10 protein-coding genes are annotated in these 15209 nt (G+C 63.9%); 8 read left to right on the top strand and 2 right to left on the bottom strand.

What is annotated here, in order from left to right; all coding sequences use genetic code 11:
- From H7225_RS02455 to H7225_RS02445, 3 genes are all read left to right on the top strand, one after another.
- Positions 1-2573 (top strand): PD-(D/E)XK nuclease family protein (locus tag H7225_RS02455; RefSeq protein ID WP_290659181.1); only part of this gene is annotated, 2573 nt, incomplete at its 5' end.
- Entirely contained in the window at positions 2570-5896 is a 3327-nt protein-coding gene (locus tag H7225_RS02450; RefSeq protein ID WP_290659179.1) for a UvrD-helicase domain-containing protein, read from the top strand. The genes H7225_RS02455 and H7225_RS02450, both read left to right, overlap by 4 nt.
- 86 nt (positions 5897-5982) lie before the next feature.
- Positions 5983-7764 carry an HDOD domain-containing protein gene (locus tag H7225_RS02445; RefSeq protein ID WP_290659177.1) on the top strand — a complete coding sequence of 594 codons (1782 nt, stop codon included), beginning with the start codon at positions 5983-5985 and terminating at the stop codon, positions 7762-7764.
- Here H7225_RS02445 and H7225_RS02440 read toward each other — a convergent pair.
- The gene (locus H7225_RS02440; RefSeq protein WP_290659176.1) at positions 7761-8795 is read right to left on the bottom strand and encodes a quinone-dependent dihydroorotate dehydrogenase; all 1035 of its coding nucleotides are present in this window, start codon (positions 8793-8795) and stop codon (positions 7761-7763) included. The two genes, H7225_RS02445 and H7225_RS02440, sit on opposite strands and share 4 nt — an antisense overlap.
- A 142-nt stretch (positions 8796-8937) precedes the next feature.
- Here H7225_RS02440 and H7225_RS02435 point away from each other — a divergent pair, with 142 nt between their 5' ends.
- On the top strand, positions 8938-11286 hold the full coding sequence (locus H7225_RS02435; RefSeq protein WP_290659175.1) for a Tex family protein: 2349 nt from the start codon (positions 8938-8940) through the stop codon (positions 11284-11286).
- Positions 11287-11300: 14 nt separating this feature from the next.
- Here H7225_RS02435 and H7225_RS02430 read toward each other — a convergent pair whose 3' ends face one another.
- A complete protein-coding gene (locus H7225_RS02430; RefSeq protein ID WP_290659173.1) occupies positions 11301-11936 on the bottom strand; it encodes a PEP-CTERM sorting domain-containing protein in 636 nt (211 codons plus the stop codon).
- On the opposite strand from H7225_RS02430, the gene H7225_RS02425 reads away from it, so the two are divergent.
- From H7225_RS02425 to H7225_RS02410, 4 genes are all read left to right on the top strand, one after another.
- Positions 11935-12189 (top strand): hypothetical protein, encoded by a 255-nt coding sequence (locus H7225_RS02425; protein WP_290659172.1) that lies wholly within the window; start codon positions 11935-11937, stop codon positions 12187-12189. The two genes, H7225_RS02430 and H7225_RS02425, sit on opposite strands and share 2 nt — an antisense overlap.
- A gap of 41 nt (positions 12190-12230) precedes the next feature.
- Positions 12231-13034 (top strand): glutathione S-transferase, encoded by an 804-nt coding sequence (locus tag H7225_RS02420; RefSeq protein ID WP_290659171.1) that lies wholly within the window; start codon positions 12231-12233, stop codon positions 13032-13034.
- A gap of 11 nt (positions 13035-13045) precedes the next feature.
- A complete protein-coding gene (locus H7225_RS02415) occupies positions 13046-14116 on the top strand; it encodes a phospholipase (RefSeq protein WP_290659170.1) in 1071 nt (356 codons plus the stop codon).
- A 16-nt stretch (positions 14117-14132) separates the two neighbouring features.
- The coding region (locus tag H7225_RS02410) for a hemolysin family protein (protein ID WP_290659168.1) at positions 14133-15209 on the top strand (1077 nt) is incomplete at its 3' end.

Below are 15209 nucleotides of genomic sequence, written 5' to 3'. Positions count from 1 at the left end.
TGGACCGCCTTTTGGTGACCCAGGCTTTGAGCGCTCAGGCATGGGGGCGGCAATGGGCGCAGCGCGATCGGCGGGCGTTCGAGCACGCGGTGGCGCAGGTGGTGGATTGCGCTCATTTGTGGGTGCGTGTGGCGCAAGCCTGTCCGCCGAACGAGCGCTTGGCTTATTGGGCGACTTGCCGAGACGCGCTGAGCGCGGCCCAGGCGGCCAGCACGGGGCCGGGCGCACGCGAACGCCTGTTGCTGGCCTGGGCGCTGGAGTGGGCGGCCAGCAGTGACGATGGCCATTGGGTGACCGATGTGTTGTTCAGCCACCGAGCGGCGGCCTGGGTCGGCGTGACCGCAGGCGAGACCGTGGTGCCCGGCAGTGAGTCGTCGGTGATGTTGGCCGTGCTGAGGCAGGCGGTGCTGTCTGGCGTGCCTGCCTTGTGGATGAACGCCGTGGCGGCGCCAGCGAAGGGCGATGCCGCCGACGTGCCGGCATTGGCCCGCTGCCGGGACTTTGAAGATGAGGCACAGCAAACCACGGCCCTGGTGCTGGCGGCAGTTCAAGAGGCTCGGGCATCTGCGGGTGATCCGGTTGCTTTGATTGCCCTGGACCGCAGCTTGGTCAGGCGCGTGCGTGCCCTGCTGGAGGGCGCTGGCGCCACCTTGTCGGACGAGACGGGCTGGAAGCTTTCGACCACGCGCGCCGGGGCGGCCGTGACGCGCATGCTGGCGGCATCGCAGCCACGGGCTTCCACCGATGACTTGTTGGACTGGCTCAAGTCAGGCTGGGTGAGCTGGCCTGAGCTTGGGTCGTCTTCTGAATTGGACGAGGCGGTGGCCACTTTGGAGACTTGGTGCCGACGCCATGGCCTGTTGGTGGCCTGGGGCTTGTCGGGCCAGGACATGGCCACAGACCTGGTGCCTGGTGGGCGCCAGGCGATGCCCGAGTCTGCCCGGCGATTGTGGTCGAGGGCTCGGCAGACCGTGCAGTTGCTGGCACCTTTGTGGGGCAGCGGGCGCGCGTCTTTGTCGGCATTGCTGGCGCAGGTGGCTGAGGCCTTGAAAGACTGCGAGGCTTGGCAGGCTTTGGCGGACGATGTGGCGGGGGTGTCGGTGCTGAAGGCGCTGCACCTGAGCGCCGAAGATGGCAGTGAAGCTTTGGCCTGGCCCTTGGTGACTCAGGACCTGCGCATGGATGGCCAGGGCCTGAGCCGCTGGGTTGACGATGTGCTGGAGGAATCCAGCTTCCGGTTGGAGTCGGCGGCGGCGGGTGATGCCAAGGTGGATGTGGTGGTGACGCCTTTGACGCGCGCCGTGCTCAGACCCTTCAGCGCGGTGGTGATGCCCGGCGCGGATGAGGGGCAATTGGGCGTCATGAACGGCGTGCCAGGGTGGGTGCATGGTGCCTTGTCGGAGCAGATGGGCTTGCCGACGAAGGCGACCACCCGCGATGCGCAATGGGCGTCGTTTGCCTTGTTGATGGCCCAGCCCGGCATGGCGTGTCTGTGCCGCCAAGCCAATGGGCGCGAGCCTCTGGAACCCAGCCCCTGGTTCGAGCGTTGGTCAATGCACACGGGACAGTCATTGCGCGAGTTGAAGGATCTCCGGCTGACGCAGTTGGTGCCGGCTTTGCCCATGGCCATGCCTCGCCCCCGCCTGCGGCACCGGCTGCCATCCGGTGTCGCCAGCGGGGGCTTGAAGTTGCCGCTGCCGGCGCAGATCACGGCCACGTCTTACGAGGCATTGCGCCAATGTCCCTACCGATTTTTTGCCCGCCATGTGTTGAATTTGCGGCAATTGGATGAACTGGAAGAGGGTGTGGACCGCTCTGACTTTGGGGTGTGGTTGCATGCGGTGCTGCAAAGCTTTCACACGCGCCGCGATGAGGTGCCGGTGGCCAAGGCCGATGATGTGGCCTTGTGGGTGCAGGCCGCGCAGGATGTGACGCGAGCGCAGGGGCTGGACCGTGACAGCCGACGGCCTTTTTTCTTGCCCTTTGCCGCGACCCTGGAGCGCTTGGCCTTGAACTACGTGGCTTGGCTGCATGGCCATGAAGGCCAGGGCTGGCATTTCGCAAAAGCCGAAGAAGTGGTGCAGTGGCCCATGGCTTTGTCCCATGAACCTGGTGAGGACGTGATGGTGACCCTGCACGGGCAACTGGACCGGCTGGACCGGCGAGGGCAGGGCGATGATGGCGCTGCCTGGACCGTGATCGACTACAAGACGGGCTCGCTCGAGGCGCTCAAGCAGAAGGTCAGGCAACCGCTGGAAGACACGCAGTTGGCCTTTTATGCCGCCTTGGCGCAGCATGCGTCTGCCACGGTTGATCCTGGCGACCCTCATCGGGTGACCCAGGCGGTTGAGGGCCTGTACCTTCAGATGGATGAGAAAGGCGTTCACGCCGTGGAGCACCCGCATGTGATCGAGTCGGCCAAGGCTTTGGTGGCGGGGGTCCGCATGGACCTGACGCGTTTGTTGGCCGGGGCCGCCATGCCCGCTTTGGGCGAAGGCGTGGCTTGCGACTACTGCGAGGTGCGCGGCCTTTGTCGGCGTGACCATTGGACATTGGCGGAGGCACTGTCATGAGCTTGTCCGCTTACCGCATCAACGACCAGGCCGTGCCGCCCGAGCACTTCTACCAGGTGGCCTGTGATCCCCAGCGCAGCGTGGTGGTCGAGGCGTGTGCCGGCGCGGGCAAGACCTGGATGTTGGTGTCTCGCATCTTGCGGGCTTTGCTGGATGGCGTGGCCCCTTCGCAAATCCTGGCCATCACCTTCACGCGCAAGGCCGCCGGCGAGATGCGCGAGCGTCTGCACGAATGGCTGCGCGAATTTGCCCGCGCCGATGATGCTGAGCGCCAGCAGCAGTTGGTGATGCGCGGCATGTTGCCCGCGCAGGCCATTCAAGCTTCGGCGGCCTTGGCCGACTTGTACCGTCAGTGGCTGGAAGATGGTCGCGGGGTGGAAATCCACACCATCCACGGCTGGTTTTCGCGGCTGGTGCGTGCGGCTCCGCTGGATGCTTTGGCTGAGTTGGGTCTGCCCCCTGAGTTGAACCTGCTTGAAGACAGCAGTGAGCTGTGGCCCGAGTTGTGGGGGCGCTTCCTCAGGCGCATGGACGCGCAGCAATCGGCCACTGAATCAGATGATCCCGCGGTGCGGGTGCGTGCCGAACTGGACGCCTTTGTGGCCATGGTGCGCGATGTGGGCCGCTTCAACCTGGAGTCCTGGCTGCAATCGGCCTTGTCCAACCGGCTTGAAATCACGTTGGCTGACCAGGCCGGGCACTTGCAGGGCAGTGTCGAGTCGGTGGGGCAGTGGTCGGGGGAGTGGGCGGGCGTTAATGATCCGCGTGAGGCCTTGCTGAAGCCTTCCGTCAACGGCCAGTTCTGGGCCTTGGCCAAGTTGTTGTGCCAGGCCAAAGGCGCCAAGGCGCAAACGGCTGGTCGCGGCATTGAGCAGGCCTTGGGGCAAAGCCATGTCGCTGCGCAATACGATGGCTTGCGCCAGGCCTTGTTCACTGACAAGGGGCCGCGCAAGCAACTGGGCGAGTTCGACGAACTGGCGTGGGCCGTGGCCTGGTTGTCGGATTTGGCCTTGGCGGTTGAGCAGGCCCAGGCCCATGACCTGCACCAGCGCATGTGCCTGTTGGCGCGAGCCTTGTTCAAGGAATACACCGGCCTCAAGGCCCTGCGAGGGCAGGTGGACATGGTCGATCTGGAACTGGCCGCCTCGCACCTGTTGAGCAATTCATCGGTGGCGGGCTGGATTCAGGAGCGCCTGGACACGCAAGTGCGTCAATTGTTGATGGACGAATTCCAGGACACCAGCCCATTGCAATGGCAGACGATGAAGTCGTGGCTGGGCGGCTATGCGGGGGCGGGCGGTGGCTTGAGCGGGCGGCAATCCATGCAGGTGTTCCTGGTGGGCGACCCCAAGCAAAGCATCTACCGCTTCAGGCGTGCCGACCCCCGTGTGTTCGAGGCCGCCAAGCATTTCGTGCTGGATGGCTTGCAGGGCGATTTGCTGTCTTGCGATCACACGCGCCGCAATGCACCCGGTGTGATCGAGGTGCTGAACAGGGTCATGGACAGTGCCGTGGCGGAAGGTGCTTTCACAGGCTTCAGGCCGCACACCACGGAATCGAATGAGGCGGCCAAGGTGTCGGTGTTGCCGGATGTACCCCGCCCGTCGAGTGAGCCCCGTCATCAGGAATTGGACATGGCTTGGCGCGACACACTGGTCGAGCCCCGCGAAGAGCCCGACTCGTCACTCAAGCAGCTTGAAGCCGAGCATGTGGCGCGGGCCATTGGCGAATTGATTCGCGATCAGGGCCTGCAGCCTGAAGACATCTTTGTGCTTAGCCGCAAGCGCGCGACGCTGGCTTGGGTGGGCTTGGCGCTTCAGGCCCAGGGCGTGCCCTATGTCGCCCCTGAAGACACGAAGCTCATCGACACGCCCGAGGTGCGCGACCTGGTGGCCTTGGTGGAGGCCCTGGTGTCGCCTCAAAACGACCTGGCTTTGGCGCATGCCCTGCGCAGCCCTGTGTTTGCTTGGTCCGACGACGACGTGATGGACCTGGCCGCTCGGGCGCGGGCCGCCGGTGGCACTTGGTGGCGTGCCCTGATGGCCTGGGGTGACCCGGGCCCGGCGGTGCAGCACGCGGCCCAGTCGCTGGCCCGTTGGCAAGCACTGGCGCGGCACGCGCCGCCGCATGATCTCTTGGAGGCCATGTTGACGCAGGGCCGGATCCGCGAACGCTGGGTGGCCACCGTGCCGCCTTCCATGCGCGCGCAAGCCATGGTTCACATCAACGCTTTGCTGGCCCAAAGCCTGGACATGGATGGCGGCCGCGATGCCACACCCTACCGGTGGATCAGGGTGCTCAAGCGCTTGCCACTGGCCTTGCCGGCGCGTGTTCACCCGGGCGCGGTTCAGTTGTTGACCATTCACGGGGCCAAGGGGCTGGAGGCGCGGGTGGTGTTCATCGTGGACGCGGATGCCCAGGAAGGGCGCCCGAACAACCACACCGTGATGGTCGACTGGCCTGAAAGCGAAGCCCGCCCGGTGAGTTGCGCGTTCATCCGATCCGAGGCCAACCCACCGCCGAGCCTGAGTCAGGCCATGGACCACGAGCGCGCGGCCCAGCGTCGAGAGGAGCTCAATGCCTTGTACGTGGCCTTGACCCGGGCCCGCGAACAACTGGTGTTCAGCCGAACGCAGCCTCGCACCAGCAACAAGCATGGCAGTTGGTGGCAGCGTTTGATCGACGCCAAAGCGATCGGCGAGGTCGATGCCTGGGTGCCGCGATCGTCGGATGCGGCCTTTTTTCATGACATTGATGGACCAAGGCCATCCGATGCCCGTCTGGCCGTGCTCCCGGTTTTGGAGTCCCCGTGCGTCATTCCTGTTGCGTTCACAGCGCTGCCGATGGCCGAGGATGCCGCCTTGTTGGGGCAAGTGGTCCACAAGGCCCTGGAATGGTTGACCACGTTGGCCATCAACCAGAGAAGCACGGCGCGCGTCCAACAGGCGATCCAATCTGCCTGTCTGGCCTTGTCCGCCCCGACGCTGCTGCTGGAGCGCGCCGAACCTTTGGTGGCCAAAATCCTGGGCAGTCAGGAGTTGGCCGTTTGGTTGGACCCAGCGCAGCTTGGCTGGGCTGGCAACGAGGTCGGCTTGATTCACAACGGCCAGACTCTGCGCATTGACCGTCTGGTGGCGCTTGATTCGGCGGCGGGGCGCGAATGGTGGGTGTTGGACTACAAACTCCAGCATCGACCCCAGGAACTGCCCAGCTACCAGGCGCAAATGCGGCAGTATGTAGAGGCGGTCTCAAAACTGCAGCCCGGGGACATTGTGCGTGCGGCTTTCATCACTGGGGAGGGGCGGTTGCTTGAGTTGGTTTGAAAAAGACCGTCTTACCGGCTTTTGAAACACTTTCACACTGGTGCAACTGCGGTTCAATCGGACATGCCGGGGTGATGTATCACCCCATGAAAAAGCCTCTTCCATTGCCCATGGCCGTCATCACGCCACCCTCGTCACCGCCGATTCCGCACTTTGGCCGCTATGAGTTGCGCCAATTGCTCAGCCGCAGCCTGGCGACGACGACCTGGCGGGCGATGGACCCCAGGTTGCAGCACGAAGTGGTGCTGTGTCTGCCGCGCGCTCAGCCCCGGCTGCCCCGAGATCTGGACGCCTGGCACCAGGATGTTCAGGTCGCTTCCAGGCTGAAGCACCCTCGGTTGGCCGATGTGCTGGAAATCAGCATCCAGGACGGTTGGCCGTTTGTCAGCGCAAACCGAGGCGCTTGCGTGACCTTGAATGAGCGCCTGGCCGCCGGGCCGCCCCCCACCTTGGTCGAGACGATCGGCTGGATGGTCGATGTGCTGGAGGGCCTGGCCTACGCTCACGACGCTGGCGTGGCCCACCGCGACCTGGGCCTGCACAACGTGTTGATTGACACCAATGGCCGCGCCAGCGTGGCGGGATTGGGCGTGGGCTTCATGGCCGATGTCCCGGGCAAATCCAAAGCCAATGCGGGCTTGCAGCAGCAACGCGCCGCCGCCGAGCACGACGTGCTCATGGCCGGCTTGCTGATGTACCGCTTGTTGGCCGGCGTTCCGGCACTGGACGACCCCGACCTGTGCAGCGCCGCACAACGCGTGGGCCGCGAAATCGTGCGCCTGCCCTGGTCTGCGACGCTGGCCGTGCCCGACACCTTGCGGGCCATCGTCAACCGTTCAACCGACCTCCAGCAACGCCAGCGGTACCTGAACGCCCGCACTTTGCTGGCAGCCTTGCAAGGCTGGATCAAGACCGACGAGCAGGAGTCGGGCGGCCCTTTGGCGCTGCTGATCGATCGACTCAACACCGTGGGCAGTTTGCCCAGTCGTCCCCGCTCGGGGCGAGCTTTCAAGCAGTCCATGGTCAAGGACAACCTGCGCGTGGACGACATTGTCGACATCATCGCCAAGGATCCGGGCCTGGTGTGGGAGCTACTGCGAAGCGTGAACACCGCGCGGTTTCAAACCGGTATCAGCGATGACCACGTGACCACCATCACTCGGTCTGTGGTGCTGATGGGGCAATTGGGTTTGCGTAAAGTGGTTTCAGCGTTGCGGCCATGGCCTGGCGCCTTGACGGTAGCCGAGTCAAAAGCGCCGTCTGGTGAGCCCACGCCACCGGCCCAGACCGCCTTGGAAAACGAGTTGCACCGCACCAGCATCGCGGGGCACATCGCGCGCTTGCTGGCCCCGTTTTCCATCAGCGATGAAGAGGCCTTGGTGGCCGCGATCTCGCAACGCCTGGGGCATTTGCTGGTGCGCTATCACTTTCCTGATGAGGCCGCCCAGATCGACCGGCTCATGCTGCCTGGCCCTCCGCGTGATGCGACCAGCCCGCCCACCCCAGGCATGAACATGGAAGCGGCGGCCAGCGCCGTGCTGGGCGTGGAGATGGAAGCGCTGTCGATCGCCGTGATGCGCTACTGGGGCATGGGCGAGAAGCTGCAACAGGCCGCCCGGCCCTTGAGCAAATCATCACCGGTGCGACGGCCGGAAGGTGGAGACGAAATGCTGCGCGCGGTGGCCAGTTTGGCCAATGAATTGACCGAGGCCGTGGGCGCTGAGCCCACGCGTGTGCAGGCTCAGATTAACCACTGCTTCACGCGCTATGCCCGCGCGCTGGGCCTGACCTTCAAGGACTGCCAGGAAGCGTTGGAGACCTCGGTCCGCCTGGTGGACGCCCCCATGGCAGCCGCCAAATCCCGCTAGCCCTTGAGCGCCAGAGCGCAGTCGGTCACCAGGGCCGGGCCCTTGTAAATCAACCCGGTGTAAACCTGGACCAGATCGGCCCCCGCATCGCGCTTGGCCCGCGCATCAGCCCCGGTCATCACCCCGCCCACGCCGATGATGGGAAAACGTGGCCCCAAGGCGGCCCGCAGCTGGCGGATGACCTGGTTGCTGGACTCGAACACCGGGGCCCCGCTCAGACCGCCGGTTTCTTCGGCATGCGCCATGCCCTTGACCGCATCGCGGCTGATGGTGGTGTTGGTTGCGATCACGCCGTCGACGCCATTGTTCTGCAAGGTTGCTGCGATCACGCCCACCTGGGTCTCGTCCAGGTCAGGTGCGATTTTCACGAACATGGGCACATGCCGCTTGTCGCGCGCCATCAAGGCCTGACGGCGGGTTTGCAGCGCGCCCAACAGCCGGTCGAGTGCTTCATCGCTCTGCAGGCTGCGCAGGTTCTGCGTGTTGGGCGACGAGATATTGACCGTCACGTAGTCGGCCCAGGGGTAAACGCCCTCCAGGCCAATCAGATAGTCGTCCACCGCGTTCTCGATGGGCGTGCTGGCATTCTTGCCAATGTTCAAGCCCAGAATGCCCCCTTGCTGGCGAAAGCGCGCGCGCCGCACATTGGCCACAAAAGCGTCCAGACCGTCGTTGTTGAATCCCAGCCGGTTGATCAACGCATTGGCCTGCGGCAGTCTGAACATGCGCGGCTTGGGGTTGCCTGGCTGGGGCTTGGGCGTGACGGTGCCCACTTCCACAAAGCCAAAGCCCATGGCGCCCAGCCCATCGATGCACCGGCCGTTCTTGTCCAGCCCGGCGGCCATGCCGATGCGGTTGGGGAACTTCAAGCCGGCGATCTCCACCGGATCGCTGACCCGGCTCGCCGCCCAGGCGCAGTCCAGCGGCGTATTTTGAAACCGTGCCAGGGCGCCCATGGTCAGTTCGTGGGCAATTTCCGGGTCCAGGTTGAACAGGACGGCGCGGGACAAGGCGTAGGGAATCAGGGGCATGGACGAACAATGCGAAAGGGGCACACCAGGGTGCAGATTCGGTATTGTCCCAGATTGGTCGAGCGAGGCCATGAAACGCTATGGCAAACTGCCCCCCCTGACCGACGCGCTAGCCGCCAATTTTGCTTTGTAGGGCACCCGCTTGAACAAGATCCTGATGCAAATCGCGGCCGAACTGAAGGTTCGGCCTGCCCAAGTCAACGCCGCCGTGGAGTTGCTGGATGGGGGCGCCACCGTGCCCTTCATCGCCCGTTACCGCAAAGAAGCCACCGACGGCTTGGACGACACGCAACTGCGTGACCTGGAAGCGCGCCTGACCTACCTGCGCGAGCTGGAAGGCCGCCGCGAAGCCGTCATCAAGAGCATTGACGAGCAAGGCAAACTGACGCCCGAGTTGCGCGCTGCGATCGAGGCCGCACCCACCAAGCAGGAGCTGGAAGACCTGTATCTGCCCTACAAGCAAAAGCGCCGCACCAAGGCCATGATCGCCCGCGAAGCCGGCATTGAGCCCCTGGCCGACAAGCTGTTTGCCGACCCGTCGCTCGATCCGCAAGCCGAGGCGGCCGCCTTCATCAACGCTGATGGCGGTTTCGCCGACACCTTTGCGGTGCTCGACGGCGTGCGCGACATCCTGTCCGAGCGCTGGGCCGAAGACGCCACGCTGATCGGCAAGATGCGCGACTGGTTGTGGGAAGAGGGCCTGTTCAAATCCAAGCTGATGGATGGCAAAGACGAGCAGAACCCCGATGTGTCCAAGTTCCGCGACTACTTTGACTACGACGAGCCCATCCGCACTGTGCCTTCGCACCGCGCGCTGGCCGTCTTCCGTGGCCGCACGCTCGAATTTTTGGATGCGAAGCTGGTACTGAACGAAGAAATCGTGCCCGGCCAGCCCTCCATCGCCGAAGGCCGCATTGCGCGCCACCTGGGCTGGAGCCACGCCAAGCGCGCCAGCGACGACCTGATCCGCAAGACCGTCGGCTGGACCTGGAAGGTCAAGCTCAGCCTGAGCCTGGAGCGCGATTTGTTCTCGCGCCTGCGCGAAGACGCCGAGAAGATCGCCATCAAGGTTTTTGCAGAAAACCTGCGCGACTTGCTGTTGGCGGCACCTGCCGGCAAGCGCGTTGTGATGGGCCTGGACCCCGGCATCCGCAGTGGCGTGAAGGCGGCCGTGGTCAGCGACACCGGCAAGGTGCTCGACACGTCCACCATCTACCCGCATGAACCGCGCAAGGACTGGGAAGGCTCGATCCACACCCTGGGCCGTTTGTGCGCCACCCATGGCGTCAACCTCATTGCCATTGGCAACGGCACCGCCAGCCGCGAGACCGACAAGCTGGCCGCCGACCTGATCAAACGCATCCAGCAACTCGCCCCGGGCACGATGATCGAGAAGGTGGTGGTGTCAGAAGCGGGTGCCTCGGTTTACTCGGCCTCCGAGTTCGCCAGCAAGGAGCTGCCTGACCTGGACGTGACGTTGCGCGGCGCCGTCAGCATTGCGCGCCGCCTGCAAGATCCCCTGGCCGAGTTGGTCAAGATCGATCCCAAGAGCATCGGCGTGGGCCAGTACCAGCACGATGTCAACCAGAGCGAGATGGCTCGCACCTTGAGCACCGTGGTTGAAGACTGCGTGAACTCGGTGGGCGTGGACCTGAACACCGCCTCGGCACCGCTGCTGTCACGCGTGTCCGGCCTGAGCACCACGGTGGCCAACAGCATCGTGCGCTGGCGCGATGCCAATGGTGCTTTCAAGAACCGAAAGCAGTTGATGGACGTGGCCGGCCTGGGCGCCAAGACGTTTGAGCAAGCGGCGGGCTTCTTGCGCATCCGCGATGGCGACAACCCGCTGGACATGTCGGGGGTGCACCCCGAAACCTACCCAGTCATCGAGAAGATGATGAAAGCCACGGGCAAGCCGATCAGCGAGCTGGTGGGGCGCTCGGACGTGATCCGCGCGCTGCGGCCCGAGGCCTTTGCCGACGACAAGTTCGGCATCGTCACCGTGAAAGATATCCTGACCGAGCTTGAAAAGCCTGGCCGCGATCCACGCCCCGACTTCAAGGTGGCGCGCTTCAACGATGGCGTGGATGACATCAAGGACCTGCAGGAAGGCATGGTCCTGGAAGGCACGGTCAGCAACGTGGCGCAGTTTGGTGCTTTCGTTGACTTGGGGGTGCACCAGGACGGCCTGATCCACGTCAGCCAGTTGTCCAACAAGTTCGTGACCGACGCGCGCGAAGTGGTCAAGACGGGCGACATCGTCAAGGTCAAGGTGCTGGAAGTGGACCTGCCCCGCAAGCGAATCTCTCTGACCATGAAGCTGGACACGGCCATGCCGGCCAAGGGCGCTGCGGGCAAGGCCGACAACAACTACCGGCCAGCAGCACGCAATGAGCGCTTCAATGCACCGCGAGGGGGTTCATCCAGCACCCAACCGCAAGAGCAGTCGGCCATGGCGGCGGCGTTTGCCAAGTTGCAGGGCAAACGCTGAAACCGACACGCTGATCAAGCCATCGCTTGACGCTGCTTGTGCCGACGTGAGGCGATGCACAGCATGCCCAAACCGACCAGGGTCATGAGGTAGGTTTCGGCTTCGGGCACCGCCGTGGCCTGCACGGACAGCCCACCAAAGGTCACCGTGTTCGAGTAATAGGGCACGTTGGCCGTGTTCGTGGGGTCGTCGGTGCGGACAAAGTCAAAAGCCAGCCGGCCTTGAAAAGCAGGGAGTTCAGCCGGCAAACTGCTGTCGACGAGAAAGTTGAACGCGCCGCCGGTGATGCCGCCAATCCAATACAGTCGAACGTTGTTCAGCGTGTAGTTGCCCAGGGTGAAACCTTGCAACTGGCGTTGATAGTCCGAGGGCGGCGTGTTGGCACCAGCCTTCAGCGTCGGGTCGGAGGTCAGGGAGATGATGTCCAGCAGCGTACCGCTGGGGGTGCCGGTGTTGGCGTTGCGGATGCTGGCCGTGCCCGCAATGTCCGAAAATTGATGGCCACCGACCGACCCGGCCAGACCAAGAACGGCCTGGGTCAAGGTGCCATTGGTGGCGTAGGTGCTGTAGCCGGGTTCAAACCCCAGGTCGCCTGACAAGCCCAGAAAAGGGGTGGCCGCGTTGTAGGTGAACACGCCCGAGACCGACATGCCACTCAACAAACCGGTGAGTTCAGCGGGGCCGGAAATGGGGGCTGCGGTTGAAAAAGAGTATGAAATGGGGGCAGCCAAAGCAGGGGTCAGCCATGACAGCAGTGCTGTACACAGGCTGGCGGATGCGATTTTTCTCAACGACATGAAGTCCATCTCCCTGATTGATGATGACGAGACAAAGATTGCATTATCTCGCGCTCTCCAGTGCGGACGTCAACACCTCAGGTGGGTGGTGATGGCTTTGGGCTGAGCGCTCTGCGCAGACCAGGCCGCTGCGGTATCCTGATGGCGATGTCCACCGAAAGCCTGACCCTCTACTCATTCGCGATCTCCCATTTCAGCGAAAAAATCCGCTGGACATTGGACGCCTCAGGCCTGAAGTTCAGCGAAGTGTTGATGACGCCACCCCTGCACGTGTTGTCAGCCTTGCGCATGGGCGGGAAGGGCGAAACCACCTTGCCGATCCTGCAAGTTCGGCAGCCGGGCGGTGCCGTCGAGCACATCCAGGACAGCACCCACATCCTGCGGTGGCTTGATCAGCACCTGGGGCCGCTGGACGTGATGCCGCGACATGCCGGTTTGAATGAAGACATCATGGACATCGAGGAGCGCTTCGATGCCATTGGCAAAGACGTGGTGCGCTACCTGTATCACGCCGCTTTGAACGGCGACGACGACCGGGTGATCGGCATGTGGACGCAGCACGCCAGCCAGCACCAAGCCCGCCTGGTCAGGCTGTTTTATCCCTTGACCAAGTGGATCTTTAAGTGGCGCCTGCGCATCACCGCCGAGGCCGCTGCGCAATCGGCCTTGCGCATCCAGCAAGCGCTGGCCTGGCTGGATGGCCGGTTGAGCGATGGGCGTCACTATTTGGTGGGGCACCAGTTCTCAGTGGCAGACATCACGGCCGCGTCCATGCTGGCGCCGCTGGCCTGTCCGGATCAGCACCCCATTTATGGCACGGCGCAATTCCGCCAGGTCGCAGGGCATTCGCCTGCCTGGTTGGGCAATCGGCCTTGCGTTGAATGGGTGCGGCGGGTTTACAAGGCGCACCGCACAGGCCACCCCGGCCTGGAGGCGCACGCCGCCGCTTGACGAAGAGCACCATGAAAGCCTTGCACATCCACGCAGGCCCTGTTGCTCGCCGCCACATTGAACAGCATGGGCTGAGTCCGCACGATGTCCGCTTGATCCCCGCCGCAGCAGGCGGCCCCAAAGGCTTGATCCTGACGCACCTGGACCGCCACCTGTTCGGCCAGTGGTTCACCCAAAGCAAGCACACGATGCACCTGGTGGGCGCGTCCATCGGCGCCTGGCGCATGGCCGCCGCGATCATGCCCACGCCTGCGAAAGCCTTCGAGCGTCTGGCGCACGACTACGTCCACCAGAACTACGAACCGGAAGCAGGGCGAAAAATGCCCTCGCCGCAGCGCATCAGTGCCAGCTTCGGGCAGGCACTGGACACCTTTTTCGGGGCCGACACCGACGGCATCCTCGCCCACCCGCGTTGGCGCCTGCACGTGGTCACCGCACGCGGGCGACAGCTGTTGCGCCCGGGCACCCCCATGCGCACCCCGCTGGGCTTCGCGGGCCTGGCCTTGGGCAATGCCTTGTCACGCCGCACCGTCGGGGCTTTCCTGGAGCGCAACGTCTTTTCGTCCGCAGGAGAGGCCTTGCCCGTGACCTTGCAAGATCTTCCCACCGCGCGCTGCGCCCTGACGGCCGAGAACTTCAAACCCGCCTTGCAGGCGTCCTGCAGCATCCCTTTTCTGCTGGATGCCGTGCGCGACATTCCCGGCGCCACCACGGGTGCCCATTGGGACGGAGGCCTGGTCGACTATCACTTTCACTGGAACTTCAACTCCATGGACAGCGGCCTGGTGCTTTATCCCCACTTCCAGCAATCCATCGTGCCGGGATGGCTGGACAAATCCTTCAAGCGCCGGCACCTGCCCACGCCTGGGCTCAGCAACATGGTTCTGCTGGCACCCAACCCGGCCTGGGTGGCCAAGTTGCCCGCCGGCAAATTGCCCGACCGCGAAGACTTCACCAAACTTGAGTTCACGGCGCGCGTGCGCCAGTGGAGCGCTGCTGTGGCGGAAAGTGAACGCCTCGCCCACGACTGGGACGACTGGTTGCGCCGAGGGTGCCCGATCGCTGAAGTCCGAGCCCTGTGATCGCTACACTGGCTTCATGGACTCCACCGTCAGCTTGTTGCTGATCGCCGCGCTGATCGCGGTCAGCGCTTTTTTCTCGACCGCCGAACTGGCCGTGGCCGCCTCGCGCCGCGTGCGCCTGCGCCAGATGCTGGAACACGGCGACCTGCGCGCCCAGCAGGTCATGCACGTTCAGGACCACCCAGGCGACTACTTCACCGTCATCCAGATCGGTCAGAACAGCGTGGCCATCCTGGGCGGCATCGTGGGCGAGGGCGCTTTCTCGCCCTTCATCCAGATGACCTTGCGCACCTTCCAGGTCTCGCCCGAGCGGGCTGAAACCGTGGGCTTGCTGCTGTCCTTCGTCATCGTCACCAGCCTGTTCATCCTGCTGTCCGACCTGTTCCCCAAACGCTTGGGCATGGTCGCGCCCGAGCGTGTGGCGGTCAGCGTGGTCGGGCCCATGCGCATTTTCCTGGTCGTGTTCCGGCCAGTCGTGTGGTTCTTCAGCCACCTGACCGATGCCTTGTTCAAGCTGCTTGGCCTGCCCACCCGGCGCGATGACAGCATCACTTCCGACGACATCCGCGCCATGGCCCATGCTGGTGCCGAAGCCGGCGTGCTGGCCGCGCGCGAGCACCAGGTCATTGAGAACGTTTTCGAACTGGAAACCCGCACCGTGACCAGCGCCATGACCGGGCGCGAGCGCATCGTGCATTTTTTGCAGGACGACAGCGAGATCCTGATCCGCGCCCGCATCGACCAATACCCGCATTCCACTTATCTGGTGTGTGATGGCAGCATCGATCACGTACTGGGCTATGTCGACGCCAAGCATTTGCTGAGCCGAGTGCTGAACTCGCTGCCCATCTCGCTGCAAGCCGATGGCCTGATCAACAAGGTGCTGATCGTCCCTGATCGCCTGACATTGTCCGAATTGTTGACCCAGTTTCGCCAGGCCCAGGATGACTTCGCCGTCATCGTCAACGAGTACAGCCTGGTCGTCGGCATCATCACCATCAACGACGTGATGAGCACGGTGATGGGCGGCCTGGTGATCTCGATGGACGAAGAGCAGATCGTGCAGCGCGACGCCAACTCCTGGCTGATCGAT

Origin of the sequence: Aquabacterium sp., assembly GCF_014378415.1 — a bacterium.
Taxonomy (GTDB): domain Bacteria; phylum Pseudomonadota; class Gammaproteobacteria; order Burkholderiales; family Burkholderiaceae_C; genus Aquabacterium.
This window is presented reverse-complemented; position numbering and strand designations above follow the sequence as displayed.